Source organism: Plantibacter sp. lyk4-40-MEA-4 (assembly GCF_030209415.1).
Classification (GTDB): Bacteria; Actinomycetota; Actinomycetes; order Actinomycetales; family Microbacteriaceae; genus Plantibacter; species Plantibacter flavus_A.
Genome location: NZ_JARVSA010000003.1, coordinates 204,609 through 229,276, shown reverse-complemented (window position 1 = coordinate 229,276; position 24,668 = coordinate 204,609). Strand labels below are relative to the sequence as shown.

General features: G+C 68.6%; 23 protein-coding genes and 1 pseudogene. 12 read left to right on the top strand and 12 right to left on the bottom strand.

The window, feature by feature from the left end; translation table 11 throughout:
- The first annotated feature begins 214 nt into the window (after positions 1 to 214).
- A complete protein-coding gene (soxR, locus tag QRN44_RS06345) occupies positions 215 to 682 on the top strand; it encodes a redox-sensitive transcriptional activator SoxR (protein ID WP_276207401.1) in 468 nt (155 codons plus the stop codon).
- 18 nt (positions 683 to 700) lie between these two features.
- Here the strand turns inward: soxR and QRN44_RS06340 are convergent, their stop codons facing one another.
- The 9 genes from QRN44_RS06340 to QRN44_RS06300 form a co-directional block, all read right to left on the bottom strand.
- Complete coding sequence (locus QRN44_RS06340; protein ID WP_285038601.1) at positions 701 to 1,090, bottom strand: MmcQ/YjbR family DNA-binding protein; 390 nt, start codon at positions 1,088 to 1,090, stop codon at positions 701 to 703.
- 29 nt (positions 1,091 to 1,119) lie between these two features.
- The gene (locus QRN44_RS06335) at positions 1,120 to 1,641 is read right to left on the bottom strand and encodes a hypothetical protein (RefSeq protein WP_199687108.1); all 522 of its coding nucleotides are present in this window, start codon (positions 1,639 to 1,641) and stop codon (positions 1,120 to 1,122) included.
- 80 nt (positions 1,642 to 1,721) lie between these two features.
- Positions 1,722 to 2,507: an MBL fold metallo-hydrolase gene (locus QRN44_RS06330; protein WP_158596580.1), complete on the bottom strand. Its 786-nt coding sequence runs from the start codon at positions 2,505 to 2,507 to the stop codon at positions 1,722 to 1,724.
- Between the two features lie 58 nt (positions 2,508 to 2,565).
- Complete coding sequence (locus QRN44_RS06325; RefSeq protein WP_064295974.1) at positions 2,566 to 3,216, bottom strand: TetR/AcrR family transcriptional regulator; 651 nt, start codon at positions 3,214 to 3,216, stop codon at positions 2,566 to 2,568.
- 128 nt (positions 3,217 to 3,344) lie between these two features.
- Positions 3,345 to 4,034: an SOS response-associated peptidase gene (locus tag QRN44_RS06320; protein WP_121291149.1), complete on the bottom strand. Its 690-nt coding sequence runs from the start codon at positions 4,032 to 4,034 to the stop codon at positions 3,345 to 3,347.
- 61 nt (positions 4,035 to 4,095) lie between these two features.
- The gene (locus QRN44_RS06315) at positions 4,096 to 5,775 is read right to left on the bottom strand and encodes a S8 family serine peptidase (RefSeq protein ID WP_121291151.1); all 1,680 of its coding nucleotides are present in this window, start codon (positions 5,773 to 5,775) and stop codon (positions 4,096 to 4,098) included.
- Between the two features lie 128 nt (positions 5,776 to 5,903).
- The gene (locus QRN44_RS06310) at positions 5,904 to 6,887 is read right to left on the bottom strand and encodes a TerC/Alx family metal homeostasis membrane protein (RefSeq protein ID WP_121291153.1); all 984 of its coding nucleotides are present in this window, start codon (positions 6,885 to 6,887) and stop codon (positions 5,904 to 5,906) included.
- Positions 6,888 to 7,189: 302 nt separating this feature from the next.
- Entirely contained in the window at positions 7,190 to 8,227 is a 1,038-nt protein-coding gene (locus QRN44_RS06305) for a LacI family DNA-binding transcriptional regulator (protein ID WP_285038600.1), read from the bottom strand.
- Positions 8,220 to 9,803, bottom strand: a complete 1,584-nt coding sequence (locus tag QRN44_RS06300) for a sugar ABC transporter ATP-binding protein (RefSeq protein WP_121291157.1) — start codon at positions 9,801 to 9,803, stop codon at positions 8,220 to 8,222. The genes QRN44_RS06305 and QRN44_RS06300 overlap by 8 nt, the downstream gene beginning before the upstream one ends.
- A 267-nt stretch (positions 9,804 to 10,070) precedes the next feature.
- Between QRN44_RS06300 and QRN44_RS06295 the strand changes: the two genes are divergently transcribed.
- From QRN44_RS06295 to QRN44_RS06275, 5 genes are all read left to right on the top strand, one after another.
- Positions 10,071 to 11,069 (top strand): ABC transporter substrate-binding protein, encoded by a 999-nt coding sequence (locus QRN44_RS06295; RefSeq protein WP_285038599.1) that lies wholly within the window; start codon positions 10,071 to 10,073, stop codon positions 11,067 to 11,069.
- A gap of 117 nt (positions 11,070 to 11,186) precedes the next feature.
- The gene (locus tag QRN44_RS06290) at positions 11,187 to 12,713 is read left to right on the top strand and encodes a sugar ABC transporter ATP-binding protein (RefSeq protein WP_064295086.1); all 1,527 of its coding nucleotides are present in this window, start codon (positions 11,187 to 11,189) and stop codon (positions 12,711 to 12,713) included.
- Complete coding sequence (locus tag QRN44_RS06285) at positions 12,710 to 13,834, top strand: ABC transporter permease (RefSeq protein ID WP_121291159.1); 1,125 nt, start codon at positions 12,710 to 12,712, stop codon at positions 13,832 to 13,834. The genes QRN44_RS06290 and QRN44_RS06285 overlap by 4 nt, the downstream gene beginning before the upstream one ends.
- The gene (locus QRN44_RS06280) at positions 13,831 to 14,874 is read left to right on the top strand and encodes an ABC transporter permease (protein ID WP_121291161.1); all 1,044 of its coding nucleotides are present in this window, start codon (positions 13,831 to 13,833) and stop codon (positions 14,872 to 14,874) included. The genes QRN44_RS06285 and QRN44_RS06280 overlap by 4 nt, the downstream gene beginning before the upstream one ends.
- Positions 14,875 to 14,947: 73 nt before the next feature.
- Positions 14,948 to 18,559: a family 43 glycosylhydrolase gene (locus QRN44_RS06275; RefSeq protein ID WP_285038598.1), complete on the top strand. Its 3,612-nt coding sequence runs from the start codon at positions 14,948 to 14,950 to the stop codon at positions 18,557 to 18,559.
- A gap of 90 nt (positions 18,560 to 18,649) precedes the next feature.
- Here the strand turns inward: QRN44_RS06275 and QRN44_RS06270 are convergent, their stop codons facing one another.
- The gene (locus QRN44_RS06270) at positions 18,650 to 19,582 is read right to left on the bottom strand and encodes an NADP-dependent oxidoreductase (protein WP_285038597.1); all 933 of its coding nucleotides are present in this window, start codon (positions 19,580 to 19,582) and stop codon (positions 18,650 to 18,652) included.
- A 91-nt stretch (positions 19,583 to 19,673) separates the two neighbouring features.
- On the opposite strand from QRN44_RS06270, the gene QRN44_RS06265 reads away from it, so the two are divergent.
- Entirely contained in the window at positions 19,674 to 20,168 is a 495-nt protein-coding gene (locus QRN44_RS06265; RefSeq protein ID WP_175116886.1) for a MarR family winged helix-turn-helix transcriptional regulator, read from the top strand.
- Positions 20,169 to 20,219: 51 nt separating this feature from the next.
- On the top strand, positions 20,220 to 20,594 hold the full coding sequence (locus QRN44_RS06260; protein WP_153303356.1) for a hypothetical protein: 375 nt from the start codon (positions 20,220 to 20,222) through the stop codon (positions 20,592 to 20,594).
- Positions 20,595 to 20,623: 29 nt separating this feature from the next.
- On the opposite strand, the gene QRN44_RS06255 is transcribed toward QRN44_RS06260, so the two are convergent.
- Positions 20,624 to 20,977: a MerR family transcriptional regulator gene (locus QRN44_RS06255; protein ID WP_121291167.1), complete on the bottom strand. Its 354-nt coding sequence runs from the start codon at positions 20,975 to 20,977 to the stop codon at positions 20,624 to 20,626.
- Between the two features lie 212 nt (positions 20,978 to 21,189).
- Here QRN44_RS06255 and QRN44_RS06250 point away from each other — a divergent pair, with 212 nt between their 5' ends.
- Entirely contained in the window at positions 21,190 to 22,695 is a 1,506-nt protein-coding gene (locus QRN44_RS06250; protein WP_285038596.1) for a SulP family inorganic anion transporter, read from the top strand.
- 30 nt (positions 22,696 to 22,725) lie between these two features.
- Here QRN44_RS06250 and QRN44_RS06245 read toward each other — a convergent pair whose 3' ends face one another.
- Positions 22,726 to 23,304, bottom strand: coding sequence for a TerD family protein (locus QRN44_RS06245; protein ID WP_064295082.1), 579 nt, complete (start codon positions 23,302 to 23,304; stop codon positions 22,726 to 22,728).
- 146 nt (positions 23,305 to 23,450) lie between these two features.
- Between QRN44_RS06245 and QRN44_RS06240 the strand changes: the two are divergent.
- From QRN44_RS06240 to QRN44_RS06230, 3 genes and pseudogenes are all read left to right on the top strand, one after another.
- Positions 23,451 to 23,555, top strand: a pseudogene (locus QRN44_RS06240) (acyl-CoA desaturase); the annotation flags it as partial.
- A 75-nt stretch (positions 23,556 to 23,630) separates the two neighbouring features.
- Positions 23,631 to 24,350, top strand: coding sequence for a tyrosine-protein phosphatase (locus QRN44_RS06235; RefSeq protein ID WP_285038595.1), 720 nt, complete (start codon positions 23,631 to 23,633; stop codon positions 24,348 to 24,350).
- Positions 24,351 to 24,451: 101 nt separating this feature from the next.
- Positions 24,452 to 24,622 (top strand): hypothetical protein, encoded by a 171-nt coding sequence (locus tag QRN44_RS06230; protein ID WP_167620428.1) that lies wholly within the window; start codon positions 24,452 to 24,454, stop codon positions 24,620 to 24,622.
- The last annotated feature ends 46 nt before the right edge of the window (positions 24,623 to 24,668 follow it).

Genomic DNA, 24,668 nt, shown 5'->3' with positions numbered 1-24,668 from the left:
GACCGGGAGAAGGCTGTCCGCACCGCTTCGGTTCCCGAGCCGCGCTGCACATCGACAGGCTCAGTGAGCGGGAGAGGTGTGCGCGACCCGTTTCGGTCCCTGAGCCTGTCGAAGGGCGGTCGGGTCGCACGCTCAGTGGGCGAGAAGGTGTGCCCGGACATGCGCGGCTCCTGTAGCGTCGAGACGAGCTGTACCTCAAGGTCGCTTGAGGTCGATTCGAGGAAGCTGGTGGAACGCGGTGCACAGCCCCGACGAGTTGCTCAGTGTCGGCGAGATGAGTCGTCGCACCGGCGTCGCGGTGTCGGCGCTGCACTACTACGAGCGGCTCGGCCTCATCGGTTCCGAACGGACCACCGGCAACCAGCGGCGATACCCCCGGCACATGCTGCGCCGCGTCGCGCTCATCTCGGTCGCGAAGCGACTCGGTATCCCGCTCGAAGACGTGGCGGAGGCGTTCGCCGACGTGCCACTCTCCAGCACCCCGAGTCACGAGGACTGGCAGCGCGCGTCTCGCCGCTGGCAGAAGGTCCTCGAACAGCGTCGGCGCGGGATCGAGCAACTCGAACGCGAGCTCACCGGCTGCATCGGCTGCGGCTGCCTGTCGATGAAGGCGTGCACGCTCCTCAACCCCGACGACGAACTCGGCGACACCGGCACCGGCGCCAGGCGAATCCCGGTCTGAGTGCTGCCGGCCCGGTGCTCAGCGTTCGCGGCGTTGCCCGAACGTGTTGGGATCGACCGGCCGCAGCCGCTTCGGCAGCCCCTCGACGACGAGCAGGTACGACTCCGTGACGAGGTCGTCGACGAACGCCGGTTCGAGCTCACCGTCCGGCTTGAGCGAGATCCAGTGTCGTTTGTTCATGTGGTAGCCGGGGATGATGTCGGAGAAGGCCTCGCGCAGGCTGCGGCTGTCCTCGGGCCTCGCCTTCAGGGTGACGATGGGTTCGCCCGTCGCCCCCGTCTGCAGCATGAAGACCTTGCCGCGCACCTTGTAGACGTCCCACTCCTCGCCGAACGGGTGCGTCAGCTCCGCACCGGGGAGTTCGTCGGCGCGGCGAGCCGCCCGCTCCTGCAGCTCCGAGCCGTGCATCGTGGTCCTCCTCGGTGTCGGTGTCGGCGTCAGCCCTGGCCGGTTGCCGGACGGAGCCTGGCGAGGTTCGGGAGCGGAGACCAGGCGCCCAGGCGTGGGTAGTCGATCGTCACGCCGGCGACGCCCAACTCACCGAAGGAGAGCACCCAGTCGATCGCGCCCGGCATCGGGACCGCCAGCAGCGATACCGTGGCATCGGACGGGACCAGGCCGTTCGCGTAGGCGGCCTCCTGCGCCCGCGTCCCGCTGCTGTAGATGCAGAGCAGGTTGCCGGGCTCTGCGGCGATCGCATAGGGCCGCGGGTCGTCCTCCGGACCGCGGTTGATGAAGACCCACCGGTCGAGCGTGGCCACTGCCCGCCAGAGCCGGATCTGCGCGTCGATGTCGTCCGGCGCCACCCGGCAGGCCTCGTTCAGTGCGTCGAGCTCGGCCAGTACCTCGGGAGCGGGTTCGAGGGTGCGGCCCTGGTTCGGCTGCCCCGGGGCGTCGGTCTGCTCATCGACCGGGCTACCATCGTTCGGGCTGCCGTCGCGGCGGAACGGGTTCTTCATGGTCACTTCCTCGTGGCTCGGGATCCGGGTTCGGGGACGCGACCAACGCTATCGCAGGGGTCCGACGGGACGCCGGAGGTTCAGAACGCACTCCCGAAGGCGAGGGCTTCCGCCGCCGCCTGCGCGGGCGAGCCGAAGAACGCCGGGCCGTGTCCGGGCAACACGACGGAGGCCGGAAGTCCGGCCAGCGTGGTCAACGACTGGCGGGCGCGATGCAGGTCGCCGTGGAACATCTCGGGGAGCAACTGCGGGCCCTCGTGAGGGCTGGTGGGGTGGGCGGTGACGAGCGCGTCGCCCGCGACGAGGACACCGTGCTCGACGAGGAGGAATCCGAGGTGCCCGCGCGTGTGGCCGGGGAGGGGGAGCGGGCGGACCGTGACCCCGAGGATCGCCCGGAGCTCGGGCACGTCCTCGATCGCGGTGACCGACGCCGGCGGCACGACCTCGAGTCCGCCGGCTTCGACGGCGTGGCTGACCCAGTCGGCGACCCCGGGACGCTCGAGGTGGGGTTGGACGTCGGCGAGCCCGACCTGCTCGAGCACCTCCCGGCGGACGTTGGGGATCTCGTCGCGGGACGCGAGGATGTCACATTCCGCCAACCCGGCGATGAACGTCGCGTTGCCGATGTGGTCGCTGTGTCCGTGGGTGAGCAGGATCGCCTGCACGTCCTCGACCGCGTAGCCGAGCGCGCCGAGGGTCGCGGTGACGGCTGCACCGTCGCCGGGGTAGCCGGTGTCGATGAGGACCGGCCCGAGGTCGCCCTCGACGATGATCCAGTTGACGGACGGGCCCTGCACGAGGTGCACGCGATCCGCGACCGTGGTGCTGCGGGTGGTGCCGCTCGGCACGGCGTCGATCTGGGACATGGGCGTCCTTCCGATTGCGGAGACGGGGTTCGGGGGAGGGGTCGATGCCCGGGGGAGGTCAGTGCTCAGCTGGCCCGGCGACGAGCTCATGAGCGGCCGCCGCGGCGGTCGTCGTGGCTGCGGCGCCGGCGGGATCGACGGTCGCGAGGATCGGCCGGATCAGGGTGATCAGTCGCTCACTGAGCTCGGCCGCATCATCGTCGCCCACCGTCGTGGTGACGAGTCCGAAGCAGGCGTCGAGCAGGACGTCTGCGACGCCGTCGAGGTCGGGGAGGTCGAGATCGTGCGCTGCGGCCTCCATGCGGAGGTTCGTACGCGTGTAGGCCCGCCAGTCGAACACCGTGTAGACCGGATCGTCCATCCGCGGCAGTTCGTGCAGGAGCCGGATGGCGCCCATCGCGATGGGGGACCGCTGCGCTTCCTGCGCGGAGGCGAGGATCATCGTCACCCAACGGAGCGCGCCGTAGGGCACGCCGATCCGTGCGTCCGCCGCCTGCCACCGTTCGTCCTGCTCCGCGATCACCGCGTGCGCGAGGCTCCGCTTCGACGGGAAGAGGTGGTACCCGATGACCGATTTGGGCTTGCCCATGACGGAGGCGATGCCGGAGAACGACGTCCCGGCGTAGCCGTTCCGGCCGAACTCGAGTCCGGCGGCGTCGATGATCTCGTCGCGGACCTGGTTCATCGCGTACTGGCGCAGACCGCTCACGAGCGCTCCTTCGAGATGGAGGGCCCGGGCTCGGGCCGCTAGACGATCGTCTGAGTCAGACGCTCGTCTAGCTTAGACGATCGTCTGTGAGGAAGCTGAGGAACTCGACGACCGCCCGCGCCGACCACTCAGCCCGGGAGCGGCTCGATGAGGTGCGGGCCTGTGTTACGGACGTTGTTCACGTCGCGTGTGACCTCGTAGTGGGTGAGATCGTGGGCGACCGCGAAGGACTCGCGGTCGAGTAGCTGCAACAGCTGGTCGGTGTCGAGGTGGTCGCCGAGCCAGTCGTCGTAGCCGTCGGGGGTGAGGCAGGCCGGCATCCGGTCGTGGACCTCGCCCGGTGAGACGTGCGCGTCCCGCGTGATGATCGCCATCGACAACCGCCACTTGTCGCGGTCGTCCTCCGCCTTGGCCGGGTCGGGCCAGGCGCTGATGATGCCCGCCATCGCGAGCTCGGCGTCGGGGTCGTGGATGAAGTGGGGCTGCTTGCCGGTCTCGGTGACCACCCACTCGTAGTAACCGGTCGCCGGGACGATGCACCGTGCCGATGCGAAGGCCTTGCGGAACATCGAGGCGGTCGCGACCGTCTCCATCCGCGCGTTGATGGGTTGCGGGCGCTGCTTCGCGAAGTCCTTGGCCCAGCCGGGGACGAAACCCCAACGGGCGCTGGTCGCGGTCCGCTCCTCGTGCCGGGTGCGGACCACCGTCACCTCGGTGGTGGGCGCGACGTTGTAGTCGGGCGCGGGCGCTTCGAACTCGGCCACGAGGTCCGCGAGCAGGGTGGACGTGGAATCGGTGACGACGAAGCGACCGCACATGGGCTCAGCTTAGGAGCGGGGAACCGTGAGGTCGAGGCCTGGACCGGGCCTCGTGACGGGGTCAGGCCCGACGCCTCGGCCGTCGTCCGAGGAGCAGCCACGCCCCGGCCCCGGCGAGCGATCCTGCGAGGCCGACGGTCGCGAGCAGCGCCGTTCCCGAGAGCCCGGTCGGCGGGAGGACGTCGATCGCCGCCCCGGACACGGTGGTGGGCCCCGGAGGGGTCGGGAGTGAGACGGCCTGCAGGCTCGCGCCGACGTCGATCAGGCCCGCGCCGACCGAACGTTCGGTCGGGATCGAGGGGTCCCAGGGGATGGTGATGGTGTCGAGACGCGCATGGTCGGTGAGCGCTGCTCGCACCTGACCCGGCGTCAGATCCGGCCTGAGCTGACGGACGAGCGCTGCTGCAGCAGCGACGGTGGGGGCCGCGGCCGAGGTTCCCCGGAAGTTGCCGGAGCCGGTGAGGACGGTCGTCGAGACGGGGAGATCGTCGACACCGGCTGCGGTCGGACCGGGGACGACGACGGGTGTCGGGACGCCGAAGAGGATGGTCGACGGCCCGAGGGAGGAGTAGGTCTCCAGGGTGGAGTCCGCCGCGTCGACGGCTGCGACGCTGAACACCTCGGGTGTCGCCTGGTGGCCGAAGAGGGCTGCGCCGACGATGTCCGTCGCCGTCGACCGGAAGTACTCCTGCGCGATCAGCTCCGGCCGGCCGGGGAACGGGGTCCAGGTGAGGGCGAGGGGAGGGGTCGCCGCGGTGGCCGTCAGGTGCCGGACGACACTGACCTGCACTTCGGACTGTTCGGTGTCCGACAGGTTCTGCAGCGGTGCGGTGCCCGTGGCGAGCTGCGGGTCTGCCGCCGGGAACGGGATCGTCCGGTCCTCCACTGACAGGACGTACTCGAATTCCGTGGACACCCCGCCGTCGGGCTCGCCCCAATCGAGCGAGCCGACCATGATCGAACCGGCCGGCAGCGTGACCCCCATGGTCGAGTCGACCGCGTCACCGGGGTCGAAGTCGAGGCAGTCGACGGAACCGGCGTCGAACAGCTCGGAGACGTTCCCCGGGCAATCGGTGGGGCGGTAGCGGTCGGTCGCCCAGGACCCGATCGGAGACCCGGCGCTCGGGAAACCGGGTGCGCCCGGCACGGCGAAGTTCCCGGCCGCGGTCACGACGAACACACCGGCGTCGACCGCCCGACGGATGGCCGCCTCGCCGGGACCGGTCCGGTAGCGACGGTCCTCGCCGCCTTGCACGTCGTCGACGATGACCGAGGCACCATTGGCGACGAGCAGGTCCACGGCGGCAGGGTACCCGGCGCTGTCGGACGCGAAGAGGATCTCCGCCCCGGGGGCTATCCCGTGCACGAGCTGAGCCATCGCCCGTCCTTCGTCGTCCTGGCCGACCGGCGGGTCGTTCAGGATGGAGACCGGCGTCCCGAAGCCGCAGGGATTCCCCGGCCCGGGGAGGAGTCCTGCGGCGACGTCGGCTGCGACGGCCTCCGCTCCGGCGTTTCCGAAGGATCCGGAGATGATCCCGACCCGGACCCCCGAACCGTCCACGCCGAACGCCGTCTGCGCGTCTCCGGCATGCAGGAGTTCGACGGCGGGTGCCGGGAGCGAACGGCAGGCAGCCGCGGTCGTGGCGGGGACGGCCGATACCGGGAGGGTGCCGGCGCCGACGGCACCGCAGGCGAGGACGACCGCCAGCACACCGGACACGCTGCCGCGAAGCACACCCATCGTCACTCCTCATCGCGACGGCCGCCCCCACGGCGGCCGGCCTGAGGAGATCGTGACAGAGGATCTCCTCAGGCCGGCGGTTCTTGCGGAAAACGGATCACCGGTGCCGCGAGCAGGGCCGTCGTGGGCTACCGCTCGACGCCGGCCCGCGCGTCACGGCGGGTCTTCGCGAGCGAGGCGACCGTCGCCACGGTGACGGTCGCGGCGATGAAGAGCAGCGAGAACCAGATCGGGATGTCGGGGATCCAGTCGATGTGCTGACCGCCGTTGATGAACGGCAGCTCATTGACGTGGAGGGCGTGGAACACGAGCTTCACGCCGATGAAGGCGAGGATGACGGCGAGGCCCTGGGCGAGGTAGACGAGGCGTTCCAGCAGACCACCGATGAGGAAGAACAGCTGGCGGAGACCCATCAGGGCGAAGGCGTTGGCGGTGAACACGATGTACGCCTCCTCGGTGAGGCCGTAGATCGCGGGGATCGAGTCGACCGCGAACACGAGGTCGACGAACCCGATCGCGACGATCGTCAGCAGCATCGGCGTGAAGAAGCGCTTGCCGTCGATCTTCACCGAGAGTCGGTCGCCGTGGTAGGTGTCGGTGATCGGGAGGATGCGGCGGGCGAATCCGACGACCTTGCCGTTGGCCGGGTCGCTCTCGTGGCTACCGAACGCCTGGCGGTACGCGAGGAAGAGCAGCAGCGCGCCCATCAGGTAGAAGATCCAGGAGTAGTTCTCGATGAGTGCGGCGCCGACGGCGATGAACGCACCGCGCATGATGAGCGCGATGATGATGCCGATCATCAGCACCTTCTGCTGGTACGCCTTCGGCACGGCGAACCCGGCCATCACGATGAGGAAGACGAACAGGTTGTCGATCGACAGCGCCTTCTCGGTCAGGTACCCGGCGAAGTACTCGCCGCCGTACGTCCAGCCGGAGACGAGGCCGATGCAGACACCGAACAGCAGGGCGAGGCTGACGTAGAAGATCGACCAGCGTGCCGACTCGGCGATGGTCGGTTCGTGGGGCTTCCGCACGTGCGCGAAGAACTCGTAGACGAAGAAGAGGATCGTGACACCGATGGTGATGATCCAGATCAGCGGGGTGACGGCCATGGTGGCTCCAAGGGCTCGAGGACGGGACTCCGACGCGATGGTCGGAACACGGTCTTCTCCACTCTCGATGAGAGCCGACACCCCGGGACCCGATGGCGGATCCGTACTGACGAGCATGTCGCGAAGGAGTACTCCCCCTGCTCCGACAAGTGTAGGTCAGGGGGTGGACGGGGTACCTGGGAATACGCCCTTCGACAGGCTCAGGGACCGGGGTGGGTGGCTCAGGGCTCAGGGAGTGGGTGGCTCCGGGGTCAGGGGGTGGGTGGCTCAGGGGCCGGGTGGGGCTCAGTGACCGGAGACGCTCAGGGGACGTCGACGCTGCGCCTCGCCAAGCGCCCGGCGTTCGCCGTCGCCGTGGAGTCGCGCAGGATCAGCTCCGGTACCGAGGGCGGCACCGCTCCCGGGGGTTCTCCATTGACGTGGTCGAGCAGGGTCGCGAGCAGGGTCCGGCCGACCTGTTCGAAGTCCTGCCGCACGGTGGTGAGCGGCGGCGAGAGGTGCTCCGCCTCGGGGATGTCGTCGAACCCCACGACGCTGAAGTCGAGCGGGACCCGGAGGCCGCGCTCCGTGAGGGCGTGCATGAGGCCGAGCGCCATCTGGTCGTTGGCGGCGAACACCGCGGTGACCTCGTCGTCCAGCTGACGCCCGAGGGAGTATCCGGACGTCGGCGTCCAGTCGCCGGTCCCGACGACCTGCGCGACGAGACCCGCTGAAGCGAGTTCGTCCCGCCAGCCACGCTCACGCTCGCGGGCGTCGATCGCGTCCGGTGGTCCGCCGAGGTGCCCGATACGCCGGTGGCCGAGCGCGATGAGGTGGGCGGTCGCCGCACGCGCGCCGGCGTACTGGTCGACGCCGACGGTCACCATGCCCGCGCGTGGCGTTGCGTGCAGGGCGACGAGCGGCACGCTGAGTTCCATCCCCGCCACGATGTCGGTGACCCCCTCGCGCGCGCTGATGACGGCGATGCCCTCGACGTTCTGGCGCAGGAACCCCTCGACCGCTGCGCGTGCGGAACCCGGGTCGCTGTCCACCATGTTCGCGGTGAAGACCGACCAGCGTGCGTCGCGGGCCGCCGCGTTGAAGTGCAGGACCGAGGACGAGGGCCCGAACTCGGTGCCGCCGGTGGCGATGAGGCCGATGGTCCGGGATCGCTTCGTGACGAGCGTCCGGGCGGCGGGGGAGGGGACGTAGCGCAGCTGCTTGATCGCTTCGTCGACCCGCGCCTTCGTCGCCGGCCGCACGTTCGGGAGGTCGTTCAGCACCCGTGACACGGTCTGGTGCGAGACCCCCGCGAGCCGTGCGACGTCGAAGATCGTCGCATGACGGGACGGCTCAGCCACGCGGTCCCCTCTCGTCGTCGGCGGTCGTGATCGGTTCCGGCGAGGCCTCATCAGGCCCCTCCGAGATCGCGGCCAGCAGCTTCGAGACGGTGAGGTCGTAGTTCGGGAGGTCGGCGACCTTCCGTCGGTCGCGCAGCACGGCGATCCGGTGGCTGATGCGCAGGACCTCCTCGAGTTCGGCTGAGATGAACACGACCGACAGACCGTTCTCGGCGAGCCGGGTCACGAGCTTCTGGATCTCGGCCTTGGCGCCGATGTCGATGCCTCGGGTCGGTTCATCGAGCACGAGCAACCGAGGAGCGAGCGCGAGCCACCTCGCCAAGAGTACCTTCTGCTGGTTCCCTCCTGAGAGCTCCTTCATGAGCGCATCGGGATTCGCCGGCTTGATGCCCATCGCCTGGATGTAGCTCTCTGCCAGTTCGTTCTGCCGACGCAGCGGGATGCGTCTGAACCATCCGAGATCCGCCTGGAGGGCCAGCGCGATGTTGTCGCGCAGGCTGAGGTCGCCGATGATCCCCTCGGTGCGACGGTTCTCCGACGCGTAGACGATCCGTTGTTTGAGGGCGCGGCGCGGGGATCCGAGGCGGGTGGCCCTCCCGGCCACCTCCACCGTGCCGGTGTCGGCCCGGTCGACGCCGGTCAGGAGTCTGGCGAGCTCCGTCCGTCCTGAGCCGAGCAGTCCGGCGATGCCGACGATCTCGCCCTCGTAGACCTTCAGGTCGATCGGTTCGATCGCACCCTGGCGCCCGAGCCCGATCGCCGAGACGAACGGGTCCTCACCGTCGAGGGCGTCGCCCTCATCGGAGGTGTCGAGCCCGCGTCGGATCTCGTCGAAGGTCGCGAGCTCTGTACCGATCATCTTGTGGACGAGGTCGATCCGGAGCAGTTCGTGCGGGAGGTATTCGCCGACGAGTCGGCCTTCGCGCAGCACGGTGAGGCGGTCGGAGATCTCGTAGACCTGGTCGAGGAAGTGCGAGATGAAGAGGATCGCGACGCCCTCGGCTTTGAGGATCGAGATGACCCGGAAGAGTTCGGTGACCTCGTCGTTGTCGAGGCTCGAGGTCGGTTCGTCGAGGACGAGCACCTTGGTGCGCACGGCGATCGCCCGGACGATCGCGACAAGCTGCTGGATCGCCGGCGGATGGGCGGAGAGCTGCGAGGCCGGGTCGATGTCGAGTCCGACGACGGCGAGCAGCTCTCGTGCGCGCTCACGCATACGCCTCCCCGAGATCCCTCCCCAGGCATGACGTGGTTCGCGGCCCAGGAGGATGTTCTCGGCGACGGTCAGATTGGGGAGGAGGTTGACCTCCTGGTAGACGGTGCTGATCCCGTGCGCCTGGGCGTCGGCGACGCTCGAGAACGAGACCTCGCGTCCCTCGAGGAGGATGCTTCCGCTGTCGATCCGATGGACCCCGGTCAGCGACTTGATGAGGGTCGACTTCCCCGCTCCGTTCTCGCCCATGAGGGAGTGGACCTCGCCGGGGAACAGTCGGAGGTCGACGTCGTCGAGCGCTTTGACGCCGGGGAAGCTCACGGACACACCGCGCAACTGCACGAGTGGCGTGGGCGAGGTCATCTGCAGCTCTCCGTCGAGGTGGTCGCGGCCGGGTGTCCGCTGATCACCCGACTCTAGCGCGCGCGACGGCACCGCCGGGAGGCCGCTCCGCAGGAATTGTGAGGGCTCACATTGCCTGTTGACAACTCTTCCCAGCCGTGGCTAATGTTCAGCACAACGCAGATGTGATCGCTAACAATTGCTGACCACCTGCGTCACCGCAGCACCACGCACGTCACATTCACGCCGCACCCATCGTCGGGACCGCGGGTCTCAAAGAGGAGAACAATGTTCAAGACAACACGTGTCCGCGCACTCGCGGGCCTGGCCCTGGTCGGTGCTCTCGCGTTCAGCGCGACCGCCTGCTCGAGCGGTTCCGGAAGCTCCGACGGCGACGCCGGTTCGGACGGCGAACTCACCACCATCGGCTTCGTGGCCGTCGGCCCCGAGGGCGGATGGCGCACCGCGAACGAGAAGAACATCCAGGACTCGTTCTCGAAGGAGAACGGCTTCGACCTCAAGTACGCACCGGCGACGAACGGCGACCAGAACTCGCAGATCACCGCCTTCACCTCGTTCATCGACGAGGGCGTCGACGCCATCCTGCTTTCCGCCACAGAGGCGACCGGCTGGGAGAGCGTCCTGGAGCGCGCGAAGGAGGCCGAGATCCCCGTGGTCCTGCTCGACCGCGGCATCGAGCCGAACGACACCGAGCTCTACACGAGCCGCATCGCCCCCGACAACGTCGGCATCAGCGCCTCGGCCGCCGAGTGGGCGAACGGTCAGTTCCCCGACGGCGCCAAATACGTCGTCCTCGAGGGCCCTCCCGGCCTCTCCGTCGTCAACGACCGCAACAAGGGCTGGGACGACACCATCGACCGGAACTTCACCAAGCTCGAGTCGCAGTCGGCCAACTGGTCCACCGAAGAGGCGAAGAGCGTCTTCGAGACCATCCTCAAGGCGAACAACAACGACGTCCAGCTCGTCTTCGCACAGAACGACGAGATGGGCCTCGGCGCCGCACTCGCCGTCGAGGAGGCCGGCCTGAAGCCCGGAACCGACGTCAAGATCATCACGATCGACGGCACCAAGGCGGCGCTCGAAGCACTCGCCGCCGGACGCCTGAGCTTCGTCGCCGAGTACAACCCGCTGTTCGGTGAGACCGCGATCGACATCGTCAAGAAGGCACTCGCCGGCGACACGGTCGAATCGGACATCGTGGTGCCGAGCGTCACGTTCGACTCTCCGGACGCTGCGACGGCAGCACTGCCCGAACGCGCCTACTGATCCGACCCGGTCGCCCGGCAGCCACCCCCTTGCTGCCGGGCGACCGCCCACCCGCTTCCCGGGGACCAGACTCCCCGGCGACGACGCCGGATCGACCGGCAGAACGACCAGGCAGACATGGCAATCACCGAGCCGATCGTCGAGATGCAGCACATCTCCATCGAGTTCCCGGGCGTCAAAGCCCTGCAAGACGTGGACTTCCGCCTCTTCCCCGGTGAGGTCCACACGCTCATGGGCGAGAACGGCGCCGGCAAGTCGACGCTCATCAAGGCGCTCACCGGGGTGTACAAGATCGACTCCGGCACGATCCTGGTCGCCGGAGGCCCCCGTTCCTTCTCCGGAACGGCGGACGCGCAGAGCGCCGGCATCTCGACCGTCTATCAGGAGGTGAACCTCTGCGACAACCTCACCGTCGGCGAGAACGTCATGCTCGGCCACGAGGTCCGCGGTCCCTTCGGCATCAACTGGCGCCGCACCCACGAAGCCGCACACGAAGCGCTCGTCGGGCTCGGGCTCGGCCACATCGACCCCAAGCAGCCGCTCTCGAGCATCTCGCTCGCGCTGCAACAGCTCGTCGCGATCAGTCGTGCCATGGTCACGAAGTCGAAGGTGCTCATCCTCGACGAGCCGACCTCCAGCCTCGACGCCAACGAAGTGGAAGGCCTCTTCCAGGTCATGCGCCGGCTACGCGACCAGGGCGTCGCGATCCTCTTCGTCTCCCACTTCCTCGACCAGGTCTACGCGATCAGCGACCGACTCACGGTGCTCCGCAACGGCGAGTTCGTCGGGGAGTACCGCACCGCGGACCTCAACCGCACCGAGCTCATCTCCAAGATGATCGGCAAGGATTACGGCGCGCTCGCGGCCCTCGGCTCCAACCGCGGCCGCACCGCCACAGCCGACACCCCGGCGTTCTACAGCGCCAAGGACCTCGGGCGGAAGGGTTCCATCGACCCCGTCGACATCGAGGTCCACGCCGGCGAGGTCGTCGGTCTCGCGGGGCTCCTCGGGTCGGGCCGCACCGAGCTCGGTCGGCTCATCTACGGTGCAGACCGTCCCGACTCCGGCACGGTCACGATCGACGGCGCGACCGCCGAGGTCCACACGCCCATGGCCGGCCTGTCGAAGCAGATCGCCTTCTCCACGGAGAACCGACGTGACGAAGGCATCATCGGCGACCTGACCGTACGGGAGAACCTCATCCTCGCCGTCCAGGCCCGCAGGGGCTGGGCGCGTCCGCTGTCCCGCCGCGAGCAGAACGAGCTCTGCGACAAGTACCTGCTCGAACTCAACGTCCGGCCCTCCGACCCGGAACGACCCATCAAGAACCTCTCCGGCGGCAACCAGCAGAAGGTGCTCCTCGGCCGATGGTTGGCGACGAAGCCCCAGCTCATCGTGCTCGACGAGCCGACCCGTGGCATCGACGTCGGCGCCAAGGCCGAGATCCAGGAGGCGATCGCCGCGCTCGCCGAGGACGGGATGTCCGTCGTGTTCATCTCCTCCGAGCTCGAGGAGGTCGTGCGCTTGAGCGAGCGGATCGTCGTGCTGAAGGACCACCGTAAGATCGGCGAGATCGTCAACGGACCCGAGGTCACCGCAGACACCATCGTCGACCTGATCGCCACCGAAGGGAGCGCCACGTGAGCGCCACCAGTCAGGGGCCGGCCCGTTCCGGTTCCTCCGCACGCGGCGGCCAGGGCTCGGCCCGCGGCGTCGTCAGCACCATCGTCCACCAGCCCTACATCTGGGCGATCGTGACCCTGCTGCTCCTGCTCGTCATCAACCTCGTCAAGGACCCCGGCTACCTCGGCATCTCCGTCAACGGCACGACCGGCAACCTGTCGGGCAACCCGATCGACATCCTGCGAGCGAGCGCCCCGATCATGATGATCGCGGTCGGGATGACGCTCGTCATCGCCACCCGCGGCATCGACCTCTCGGTCGGTTCCGTCATGGCCGTGTCCGGCGCCGTGTCGATGGAGTTCATGAGCAACCAGAGCGGCGGCGACGCGGGTTCGGCCATCGTCGCCGCGCTGCTCGCGCTCGCCGTGAGCGCCTTCCTCGGCACGGTCAACGGGGTGCTCGTCTCGATCGTCGGCCTGCAACCGTTCATCACGACGCTCATCACGATGCTCGCCGGTCGAGGCCTCGCGAAGGTCATCACCTCGGGGCAGAACACCTCCGCCACGAACGAGCCCTTCCGCTGGCTCGCGAACGGCACCGTGTTCGGATTCCCCGTCGTCTTCATCATCGCCGGTGTCATCGTCGCGATCGTCGCGTTCCTCGTCCGGCGCACCGCGCTCGGCCTGATGATCGAGTCCATCGGCATCAACCCGCGCGCCGCCCGGATGGCGGGTATCCGCCCCATCGGCATCCTCATCGCCGTCTACATCGTGAGCGCGGTCCTCGCGGGCGTCGCCGGGATCTTCAGCACCGCCAGCGTCATGACGGTCGAGGTGGCGAAGACCGGGTTGAACGCGGAGATGGACGCCATCCTCGCGGTCGTCATCGGCGGCACCTCGCTCGCCGGCGGCAAGTTCTCCCTCACCGGCAGCGTGATCGGCGCGCTCCTCATCGCGACCCTCGACAAGACGATCGTGTTCCTCTCCATCCCCTCCTCGGCGACGCCGGCGTTCAAGGCCGTCGTGATCGTGATCATCTGCCTCCTCCAGTCACAGCGCGTGAGAGCCCTGTTCGCCCGGCGGAAGTCCCGGACGACGCCCACGGCGTCGGTCCCCACGCGAAAGGAAACGGTGTCAGCATGAGCACCCTCACCGACCGACCGACGCCCGACGCTCCGGTGCTCCCACGGCGCTCGCTGCTGTCCCGGCTGACGCCCAACCTCGAGACCCTGCCCACCCTGGCGGCCGTCGTCATCTTCATCGGCATGGTCGTCTACGGCGAGATCGCTTACGGACGCATCGTCCAGGCCAGCACGATCTCCAACCTGCTCATCAACAACGCGTACCTGATCATCCTCGCCGTCGGACTCACCTTCGTGATCCTCACGGGCGGCGTGGACCTCTCCGTCGGTGCGATCATCGCCATCAGCAGTCTGATCGGGGTGATGCTCGCGAACTCGGGCTGGAACCCGATCGCGGTCATGGTGATCATGATCCTGATCGGCTCCGCGTTCGGCGTGTTCTCGGGCGTGCTCGTGCAGTACTTCAACGTGCAACCGTTCATCGCCACGCTCGCGATGATGTTCCTCGGGCGCGGCCTCGCCTCGATGCTCAGCACCACGCCGGAGCGTCTCGCCGACGACTCGCCGATCCGTTCGCTCTCCACCGAGTGGAAGGTGATCGACGGCCCGAAGATCAACGACCTCATCACCACCCCGAACGTCCTGATCGCCGTCCTCGTCGTCGCCGCGGCGTTCGTGGTGCTCCACAAGACCCGCCTCGGCCGGACCGTCTACGCGATCGGCGGCTCGGAGCAGTCTGCGCTCCTCATGGGGCTGCCCGTGGTCCGCACGAAGCTCATGGTCTACGTGATCAGTGGCACGTTGGCCGGTCTCGCGGCCGTCGTCTACACCTCGAAGCTCGGCATCGCCCAGAACATCACGGGCGTCGGCTGGGAGCTCGACGCCATCGCAGCGGTCATCATCGGCGGCACGCTGCTGACCGGAGGCGCAGGCTTCGTCCTCGGCTCAGTCGTCGGCGCGCTCGTCCTCGGCCTCATGAACGTGCTCATCACCCGCGACGGCAGCATCCCGCCGGAGGCGACCACCATCATCACCGGCGGCATCCTGCTCGTCTTCGTCCTCCTCCAGCGACTCGTGGTCTCGCGCAAACGCAAGACCTGACGCCCGCACACCCCCACCGCACCACCCGTTCCATCCCGCTCGACAACGACGCCGAACCAGGAGAACCACCCCCATGAGACAACTGCGCCTCAGAACGGTCGTCGCGACCTCCGTCGCGGCCCTGATCCTGCCGCTCGTCGGTGCCTCCGGCGCCGCCGCAGCGGTGTCGCCGGGGACCGCCCCGACAGCGACCTCCCAGTCCAACTTCCGAACCGCCCCCACGGCGCAGGAGGACCTGGACGCCGCCGCGGCGGCGCTCTCGATCGCGAACGTCGACGACGTGCGCGGGAATCTGACCCTGCCCGGAGCACCCGAGGGGATCGACATCGCCTGGGCGTCGTCGGACACCACCGTGATCACCACCGACGGTGTCGTGACGCGGCCCGCCACGGACACCACCGTCACCCTGACCGCCACGCTGAGCCAGGGCGAGGCGACCGCGACGCGCGAGTTCACGGCGACCGTCCGCGCCGCGATCGCGACCCCCGACTACGAGGGCTACGCCTTCGCCTACTTCACCGGCAACTCGCTCGCCGGCGAGAACATCTACTTCGCCGCCAGTGAAGGCAACAACGCGCTCGACTGGAACGAACTCAACGCCGGACGCCCGGTCCTCACCTCGGACGAGGGTACGAAGGGGCTGCGCGACCCGTTCCTCATCCGCTCTCCCGAGGGCGACACCTTCTACCTCATCGCCACCGACCTCTCGATCGGCAGCGGCACGTCCTGGGGAGACTCCGTCCGCACGGGCAGCCACTACCTCGAGGTGTGGGAGTCCCACGACCTCGTGACCTGGTCCGACCAGCGGCACATCGAGGTCGCACCGGAGAACGCGGGCAACACCTGGGCACCCGAGGCGTACTACGACGACACCATCGGCGCGTACGTGGTCTTCTGGGCTTCGTCGCTCTACGGCGCCGACGACCCGGACCACACCGGGAACAGCTACCACCGCATGATGTACGCGACCACCCGCGACTTCACGACGTTCAGCGAGCCGCAGGTCTGGCAGGACCAGGGTGTCTCGCGGATCGACTCGACGGTGATCAAGTCGAGCGACACCTACTACCGCTTCACCAAGGACGAGGGCGCCGGTGGCACCGGGTGCGCCGACATCATCCAGGAGTCCTCCACGGACCTGCGGGCCACGCTCGAGTCCTGGACGGTGCTCGACACCTGCATCGGTCGCGACGCAGGCACCAGCGCGGTCGAGGGGCCGACGGCGTTCGCCGCCAACCGGGGCGACGTCAACGGTGACAAGTTCTACCTCTTCGTCGACGAGTACGGCGGGCGCGGCTACATCCCGCTCGAGACCGAGGACATCGCGAACCCGGACTGGCAGGTCGCGAAGGACTACGACCTTCCTGCGAGCCCGCGCCACGGCACGGTGCTCCCGGTCACGGCCGCAGAGCTGCAATTGCTCGAGGACAGCCTCGGCGGAGCACCCGAGCCGGTGCCCGCGAACGAGGACGGCGAGATCGTCCGCTACGACTTCGCCGGCTCCGCAGGCTCGACACTCAGCGACGTGTCCGGCAACGGCCTCGACGCGACGGTCGAAGGCGGTGCGACCTTCTCCGACGGTGCGCTGCAGCTCGACGGTGGCGACGACTACGTCAAGCTGCCGGACGACCTGCTCGCCGGGGTGACCGACGTCACGGTGGAGGCGGAGGTCTGGATCGACCCCACGCAGGCCAACCCGTACTTCATCTACGGGCTCGGCAACACCACCGGTGGCGCCGGCGACGGCTACCTGTTCAGCACCGGCAACGCGTACCGGACGAGTCTCGCGACCGGCAACTGGAGCACGGAGCAGACGGTGTCGCAGGGCAAGGACCTGACGCGCGGTCGCTGGGCGAAGCTGACGTACACGTTGCAGGGCACCACGGCCACGATCTACCTCGACGGCATCGCCGTCGGCACCGGGACCGTGACGGCGGATCCGGGAGACATCGGCGGCGGGTGGACGAGCGCCAACTACCTGGGCCGTTCGAACTACGACGCCGACAACCGGCTGAAGGGCGCGTTCCGCGAGTTCGCGATCTACAACCGCGCCCTCTCGGCGGACGAGGTGCTCGCCGGCTCCGGGAACACCGCGGCACTGACCGACATCGGCCTCGAGGAGGACGTGTTGAAGACCGCCCCGATCGTCGACGACGACCGCCACGAGGTCGTCTTCCCGGTTCAGCCCGGAACGGACCGCACCGCCTTGAGCCCGACCTTCACGACCGCGGCCGGTGTCACGGCGAGCCCCGCCTCGGGGACCGCCCTCGACCTCAGCAGCCCCGTGACCGTGACGTTGACGCCGACCTCGGGTGAGGCCGTGACGTGGACGATGCGGGCGGTCGAGATGAAGAGCCCGGTCATCCCCGGTCTCTACGCCGACCCGAACGTCTTCGTCTGGGGCGACACCTATTACATCTACGCGACCACCGACGGCTTCGCCGGTTGGGGTGGCAAGGAGTTCTTCGTCTGGTCGTCGAAAAACCTCGTCGACTGGGAGCGTTCGGCGGAGCCGATCCTCACGCTCGACGGCGCGAACGGGAACGTGCCGTGGGCGACCGGCAACGCCTGGGCGCCGACGATCGGCGAGAAGGACGGCAAGTTCTTCTTCTACTTCAGTGGCCACAACCCCTTGGTCGACCGGAAGACCATCGGCGTCGCCGTCGCGGACAGTCCGGCCGGTCCGTTCACGGCTCAGCCGAACGCGATGATCCTTAACGACGAAGCGGTGACCTCGGGACAGGCGATCGACCCGGCCACGTTCACCGACCCGGAGACGGGGAAGAGCTACCTGTTCTGGGGCAACGGTTCGCCGGTGTACGCGGAGCTGTCGGACGACATGCTGTCGATCAAGGCCGACACGCTCAAGCGCATCGACGGCCTGACCGACTTCCGCGAGGGTGCCTTCGTCAACTATCGGGACGGGATCTACCACCTGACGTACTCGATCGACGACACCGGTTCGGAGAACTATCGGGTCGGGTACGCGACGGCGACGAGTGTGGACGGCCCGTGGACGTACCGCGGTGTGATCCTGCAGAAGAAACCCGAACTCGGCATCCTCGCCACCGGTCACAGCTCGATCCTCAACGTGCCGGGCACGGACGACTGGTACATCGTCTACCACCGGTTCGCCATCCCGGGTGGTGACGGCCAGCACCGCGAGACGACGATCGACCGACTGACGTTCGACCCGGAGACGGGCCTCATGAACCCGGTCGTCCCGACCCTCGAGAGCGTCGGCCCGCAGCGGATCGCGGTTCCCGGTGCCGAGGGCACGCTGACGATCGACCGGCCGTCGGTGCGGGTGGGTGAGTCGTTCTCGGTGTCCGGGTCCGGCTTCGCCGCGGGGGAGCAGGTGCGGTTCACCCTGTTCTCCACCCCGACCGACCTCGGGACCGTCGTCGCAGACGCTTCGGGTGCGTTCGTGGCGACGCTCACGGTGCCCGTTTCCGTGGTGCCGGGAGCGCACACCCTCCAGGCGCTCGGCGCGGACTCGGGCATCACGGCCGAGGCGGCGCTGACCGTCCTGGCAGCGGATGCCGCGGCTCCGGGCGCTGCGGGGTCCGGTCCTGGTGCGCTCTCGACCACCGGTGTCTCGGTCGTCGGATTCGTCGGCCTGGCCGGGCTGCTCCTGGCAGCCGGTGCGTGGCTGGTCGTCCGTCGCCGACGCGTCGCGTCGTAGCCGGCGCCCGCCTGCACCGATCCCGTCCGGGGTGACCATCGTCACCTCGGGCGGGATCGCCGTCTGTCCGGTCGCGACGAACCGGGATGATCATGCCGGCAGGACGATCACCTTGCCGGCGATCCGGCCGGCAGCGGCTTCGGCGTGGAGCGCGGGCAGTTCGGCGAGCGGGATCCGTCGCGTCACCTCGACCGTCAGCGATCCGTCGTCGACGAGCGACACGAGGGTCGACAGGCGGTCGCGGTTCGGCAGGACGAAGACCGTCGCCGCGCGGACCTGCCGTGCCTCGTCTCCGGGCGTCGGCATCCACGCGGTGGTGCTCACCACCGCACCGCCGTCGTGGACGAGCCCGACGAGCGCCTCGAACTGCTCGGGGTCGATCGGCGCGAGGTTGAGGAGGACGTCGACGGGTGCCGACACCGCACCGAGGAGGTCTGACGCCGTGTGGTCCACGACCTCGTCCGCTCCGGCGGCCCGCACCGCCGCCTCACTCCGCGGGCTGGCCGTCGCGATGACGTGCACCCCGGCGCGCTTGGCGAGTCGGATCGCGTATTTGCCGACGACCCCGCCGGCGCCGACGATCAGGACGCGCTGACCCGACTCGAGACCGCCGTCGTCGAACAGCGCCTGCCAGGCGGTCAGGGCGACCGAGGGGAGGGCGGCGGCGTCCGCGAGCGGGATGGTCGTCGGTGCTGCGACGACCGCCTCCGCCGGTGCGACGACGTACTCGGCCGCACCGCCGTCGAGCTCCATCGGGAGGAAGCCGATGACCGCGTCGCCGACCGAGAGCCCCTCGACGCCCTCACCGAGCGCGTCGATCGTGCCCGACACGTCGTACCCGGGGACGTGGGGGAGCTGGACCGGGATCGGCAGGAACCCGGCTCGCATGCCGTTGTCGGCCGCGTTGAACGCCGACGCTGCGACGCGGATGCGTACCTGTCCGACGGCCGGAGTCGGCTGCTCGATGTCGCCGTAGTGGAGGACCTCGGGTCCGCCGACCTCGTGGAACTGGACTGCCTGCATGATGCTCTCCTTCGTCAAGTGCTTCGAATTTGAAGCAACTGGCATGACGATAACACTGCTTCGAACTCGAAGCAACACCTAGAATGGACGCATGACCGAAACGCCTGCATCTCTCACTCCGACCGAGCTCGGCGCCTACTTCGCGTTCACCGAGGTGAGCAGCCTGCTGCGTCCGGCGGTCGAGCAGCAGCTCCGCGAGGCGGGGGAGTTGAGCTACGTCCAGTTCCAGTTGCTGGCGCGCCTCGGTGATGCGCCGGACGGTCACCTGCGCATGACGGATCTCGCGGATGGCGTGGTCTACAGCCGTAGCGGGCTCACCTACCAGGCGCAGTTGCTCGAACAGCGGGGGCTCATCACCCGCTCGCCGTCACCGGACGACGAACGCAGCACGGTCGTCGCGATCACGACGGCCGGCCGGGACGTGCTCGCCACGGTGTTCCCCGGCCACATCCAGGCCGTGAGGGACCTGCTGTTCGCGCCGCTCGACGACGACGACGTCAGCGAGCTCGCCCGCATCCTCGGGCGGGTCAGTGAGCACCTCCGGGCGGCTCCGCCACGCTCGGCGGGTCGCCGTCGGAAGGCGTGATCGCCAGGATCTGGGAAACTCGAAGCTGTTCCTCCTCGGAAGGATTCGGCAATGGCAGCTCCAGAGCGTGAAGTCGGGCCGACCGCGCGCAATCCGATGGTCGTCGCGGGTGGCCTGGCGCTCGTCGCGGCGGCCGCAGTGCTCGTGTTGCAGATCGCCCTTCGACCCCTCGTGACGGATCTTGCGATGCAGGTGTTCGGGACCCTTGATCTGGATGCCCCCGGAGCGGCTGCGCGCGACCGGGTCATGACCTTGGCCCTCGTGCTCTTCACCGCGTTGACGACAGGCAAGAACGCCCTCGCGGGCGCTCGTTCACGCGAGGGTGTCCGTTGGAGGACGTCGGTGTGGCTGCCGGTCGCGGGATACACGTTCGCCGGAGTGTTGACGTGGGTGTTCTCGGTCACCCGAGGCTTCAGTCTGTCTTGAGCGCAGCGCGTCAGGAGCCGGGGGTGTCCTCAGCGGCGGGCTTCGAGGAGTGACACGAACTCGTCCGCCATCGCGAGTTGCTGCTGCAGCTTCGCGCGACGCTCGGCCGCGTCGGTGATGAAGCCGTCGAGGATCGCGCGGGTGTCGTCGTCGGGTGCGGTGTCCATGGCGTCGATCACCCGGAGGAGCTCTGCCATCTCCTCGAGGGAGAAGCCGAGTGGTTTCATGCGCCGGATGAGGATGAGGCGGTCGTAGTCGTCCTGCGTGTACAAGCGGAAGCCGCCCTCCGTGCGCGCTGAGGCCGAGACCAGGCCGACGTCGTCGTAGTGCCGCAGCGTGCGGAGCGAGAGTCCGGTGCGCTCGGCCAGTTCGCCGATGTGCATGGTGGTCGGTTCGCTCGTCACGGTCGCCTCACTTCAAATCAACCCTTACGTTAGGGTAGAGTTATCGATGGCGGCCGATCGGGCCGCATCTCCCCACCATTCTCCCGCGCGTGACGTCCCCGCGCGGTCGGTGGCGTGCGCACCGCAGCGCCTGACCCAGACATTCCCATCCGGTCCTCGCGACGAGGACCCCGACTCCGACAGGAGCACCCATGGCCAAGGGCCCAGAAACCACCACATCGGACGCCACCGTCCTCTCCGCACTCCGCAGCCCCCGCATCCTCACCAGGGAGCTGCTGGCGGGCCTCGTCGTCGCCATGGCGCTCATCCCGGAGGCGATCTCCTTCTCGATCATCGCGGGCGTCGACCCGCAGGTCGGACTGTTCTCCTCGTTCGTCATGGCCGTGGCGATCGCCTTCCTCGGCGGCCGCCCGGCGATGATCACCGCGGCCACGGGAGCGATCGCCCTGGTCATCGCCCCGGTCGCCCGCGAACACGGCCTCGACTACTTCATCGCCACAGTCATCCTCGGCGGTGTCTTCCAGGTGATCCTCGGTCTCCTCGGCGTCGCGAAGCTCATGCGCTTCATCCCGCGGAGCGTCATGGTCGGGTTCGTCAACGCACTGGCGATCCTGATCTTCACCGCCCAGCTGCCGAACCTCATCGGCGTGCCGTGGCTCGTGTACCCGCTCGTCGCGGTCGGCATCGTGGTCATGGTCGTCATGCCCCGCCTCACGAGTGTCGTGCCGGCGCCGCTCGTCGCGATCGTGCTCATCACCGCGGCGACGGTGGCCACCGGACTGAACGTGCCCACCGTCGGCGACCAGGGCGAACTGCCGCGCAGCCTGCCGACCCTGTTCATCCCGAACGTGCCGTTCACGCTGGAGACGTTCGCGATCATCGCGCCCTACGCGGCCGCGATGGCGTTGGTCGGGCTCCTCGAGTCGCTCATGACGGCCAAGCTCGTCGACGATGTCACCGACACCCCGTCGGGCAAGACCCGCGAGTCGCTGGGCCAGGGGATCGCGAACGTACTCTCGGGGTTCTTCGGGGGCATGGGTGGCTGCGCGATGATCGGCCAGACCATGATCAACGTGAAGGCCTCGGGCGCGCGGACGCGGATCTCGACCTTCCTCGCCGGGGTGTTCCTGCTCGTCCTGGTCGTCGCGCTGGGCGACGTGGTCGCGGTCATCCCCATGGCCGCGCTCGTCGCAGTGATGATCATGGTGTCCGTCGCGACCTTCGACTGGCACAGCATCAACCCGAGGACCCTCCGCGCCATGCCCCTCGGTGAGACGGTCGTCATGGTGGCCACGGTCGTCGTGGTGGTCCTGACGCACAACCTCGCGATCGGTGTCGTCATCGGTGTGATCGCCGCGATGGTCGTGTTCGCAAGGCGGGTCGCCCACCTCGCCACCGTCGAACGCACGGTCGACCTGTCCGCAGCGACGCCCACCGCCCGGTACACCGTGACCGGAGAGCTGTTCTTCGCGTCCAGCAACGACCTCACGACGCAGTTCGCCTACGCCGACGACCCGGAGCGGATCGTCATCGACCTCTCGCAGTCGCACGTCTGGGACGCGTCGACCGTCGCCGCCCTCGACGCGATCACCACGAAGTACGAGCGTCGCGGGAAGCGGGTCGTCATCGAGGGGATGAACGACGCGAGCACGCGGATCCACGCCCGGCTGGCCGGCAAGCTGACCGGCGGTCACTGACCGCCGGTCGCGCCGGCTCCTGCGTCCGGCTCAGTCGAGCGGGACGCCGAAGTCGCCCGCGATGCCGGCCAGGCCGGTGGTGTAGCCCTGGCCGACGGCACGGAACTTCCACTCCGAGTTGTACCGGTAGATCTCGGCGAACAGCATCGCCGTCTCCTGGGAGGCGTCCTCGGTGAGGTCGTAGCGGACGATCTCCTGCTGATCCTGGTCCATGACCCGGCAGAAGGCGTCGCGGACCTGGCCGAAGTTCTGGCGGCGGTTGTCGGCGTCGTGGATCGAGACCGCGATGACGATGCGCGAGACGTCGGGCTCCACAGCGCGGAGGTCGATCGTGATCTGCTCGTCGTCGCCGTCACCCTCGCCGGTGCGGTTGTCGCCCTGGTGCACGACCGAACCGTCGGGCGTCGACATCTGGTTGTAGAAGATGAAGTCCGCAGGGGTCCGGATCTTGCCGTTCTCGGCGACGAGGATGGCGGAGGCGTCGAGGTCGAACGCGACGCCGACGGTGGTGCGCGGGTCCCACCCGAGACCGACCGTGGCGATGGTCAGCCCTGGGCTGGTCTTCGTGAGCGAGAGGTTGTTGCCTTTGGAGAGGCTGAGGCCTGCCATGGGTGTGTTCCTTCGAGAGTGCTCGGTGATGTTCGAACCTCCATCCTGCCCTGTTCCGGCTGAGTTTGGAGTGGGTTGTGGAGGATCCGCCAGTCCCCTCGGCCGCAGCGGTGATCGGTGGCGAGCGTCGCGTTCTCGATCGTCCGCTGCTGCGCTCGTACGGGATCGTCATCCGCTACCTCAACCGCGTCGGTCTCGGAGCTCGCGATCCGTTCGCGTGCCCGCTCGTCGCCGAGCTCCGCATACACTGAGCCACCTCACCGACCACCAGCAAGCGCTAGCTCGCAGTCGGAAGCCGCCCGGTCGGTTCGGGTACGCTCTGCCGGATGCGGAATCTGGACTGGGACGGCCTGCGCAACCTCAGGGATCTCGGCGGTCTGCCGACCGCGCTGTCGTCCACCGGCCTGACGGCGCGCGGGCGGATCGCGCGGGGTCCCCGACGCGAGCTGCTCACCGCTGCAGGGTGGGACGCCGCGATGCGATGGGGGCTGCGATCCGTGGTCGATCTCCGCAGCGCTGATGAGGCCGGAGCGCGCGAAACCGACCCGGGTGTCCGTCCTCCAGCCGAGCTGGTGATCACGCTCGCGCCGACCGAGGATCAGACCGATCCGGAGTTCCGCGCGGTGTGCCTGCCGATCCTCGACTCCCCGGAGTACTGGCCGCACAATGTGCGTATCCTGCCGGAGCTCGTCCGCGGTGCGCTCGACGCGGTCGCATCATCCGAACCCGGGATGCTGGTGCACTGCGCAGCCGGCAGGGACCGCACCGGCATGATCAGCGCGCTCCTGCTCGCCAACGTCGGCGTCCCCGATGAGGCCATCGTCGACGACTACGCGGCATCGGTGCGGGCGATGGCGGGGACGGCACCCCACGGCGGCCCGACCCACGACCGCCAGGCGTCGTGGACATCGGAACAGGTCGAGGCCTTCCTCGACGACGTGACGCCGCACGTGCGAGCCTTCGTCGCCGACGCGGACGGGGTCTTCGACGCCCTGGCTCTCGACGAGGCGGCTCGGGCCGGACTGCGTCGGCTCCTCCTGCCGTGACCGAACTCCGGCTGGCGCAGAGGCCGTCCTGCTAGGGTCCTGGCTGATCGTCATCCGATCCCGGCAGTCGACATCACCATCGGAACAGGAACCCAATTCTCGTGCAGAAGTTCGCCGTCGTCATCGTCGTCCTCCTCGTCCTCTGGGCGGTTCTCTCGATCGTCGGGTTCGTGTTGAAGGGCTTGTTCTGGCTCGGGATCATCGGCCTCGTCCTCATCGTGGGGACGATCGCGTTCGGAGCCGTCCAGCGCTCGCTGAACGACCGGCGCTAGGGCGGTACGCGCCAGCAGTGCGTCTTCGTAGACGGCTCCGCAGTGC

Coding starts and splice junctions, on each gene's coding strand:
- QRN44_RS06340 (WP_285038601.1), bottom strand. CDS start 1,090: ATGCACGGCTCGGAGCTGCAGGAGCGGGCGGCTCGCCGCGCCGACGAA.
- QRN44_RS06335 (WP_199687108.1), bottom strand. CDS start 1,641: ATGAAGAACCCGTTCCGCCGCGACGGCAGCCCGAACGATGGTAGCCCG.
- QRN44_RS06330 (WP_158596580.1), bottom strand. CDS start 2,507: ATGTCCCAGATCGACGCCGTGCCGAGCGGCACCACCCGCAGCACCACG.
- QRN44_RS06320 (WP_121291149.1), bottom strand. CDS start 4,034: ATGTGCGGTCGCTTCGTCGTCACCGATTCCACGTCCACCCTGCTCGCG.
- QRN44_RS06315 (WP_121291151.1), bottom strand. CDS start 5,775: ATGGGTGTGCTTCGCGGCAGCGTGTCCGGTGTGCTGGCGGTCGTCCTC.
- QRN44_RS06310 (WP_121291153.1), bottom strand. CDS start 6,887: ATGGCCGTCACCCCGCTGATCTGGATCATCACCATCGGTGTCACGATC.
- QRN44_RS06300 (WP_121291157.1), bottom strand. CDS start 9,803: ATGACCTCGCCCACGCCACTCGTGCAGTTGCGCGGTGTGTCCGTGAGC.
- QRN44_RS06295 (WP_285038599.1), top strand. CDS start 10,071: ATGTTCAAGACAACACGTGTCCGCGCACTCGCGGGCCTGGCCCTGGTC.
- QRN44_RS06290 (WP_064295086.1), top strand. CDS start 11,187: ATGGCAATCACCGAGCCGATCGTCGAGATGCAGCACATCTCCATCGAG.
- QRN44_RS06280 (WP_121291161.1), top strand. CDS start 13,831: ATGAGCACCCTCACCGACCGACCGACGCCCGACGCTCCGGTGCTCCCA.
- QRN44_RS06275 (WP_285038598.1), top strand. CDS start 14,948: ATGAGACAACTGCGCCTCAGAACGGTCGTCGCGACCTCCGTCGCGGCC.
- QRN44_RS06270 (WP_285038597.1), bottom strand. CDS start 19,582: ATGCAGGCAGTCCAGTTCCACGAGGTCGGCGGACCCGAGGTCCTCCAC.
- QRN44_RS06265 (WP_175116886.1), top strand. CDS start 19,674: ATGACCGAAACGCCTGCATCTCTCACTCCGACCGAGCTCGGCGCCTAC.
- QRN44_RS06260 (WP_153303356.1), top strand. CDS start 20,220: ATGGCAGCTCCAGAGCGTGAAGTCGGGCCGACCGCGCGCAATCCGATG.
- QRN44_RS06255 (WP_121291167.1), bottom strand. CDS start 20,977: ATGCACATCGGCGAACTGGCCGAGCGCACCGGACTCTCGCTCCGCACG.
- QRN44_RS06250 (WP_285038596.1), top strand. CDS start 21,190: ATGGCCAAGGGCCCAGAAACCACCACATCGGACGCCACCGTCCTCTCC.
- QRN44_RS06245 (WP_064295082.1), bottom strand. CDS start 23,304: ATGGCAGGCCTCAGCCTCTCCAAAGGCAACAACCTCTCGCTCACGAAG.
- QRN44_RS06235 (WP_285038595.1), top strand. CDS start 23,631: ATGCGGAATCTGGACTGGGACGGCCTGCGCAACCTCAGGGATCTCGGC.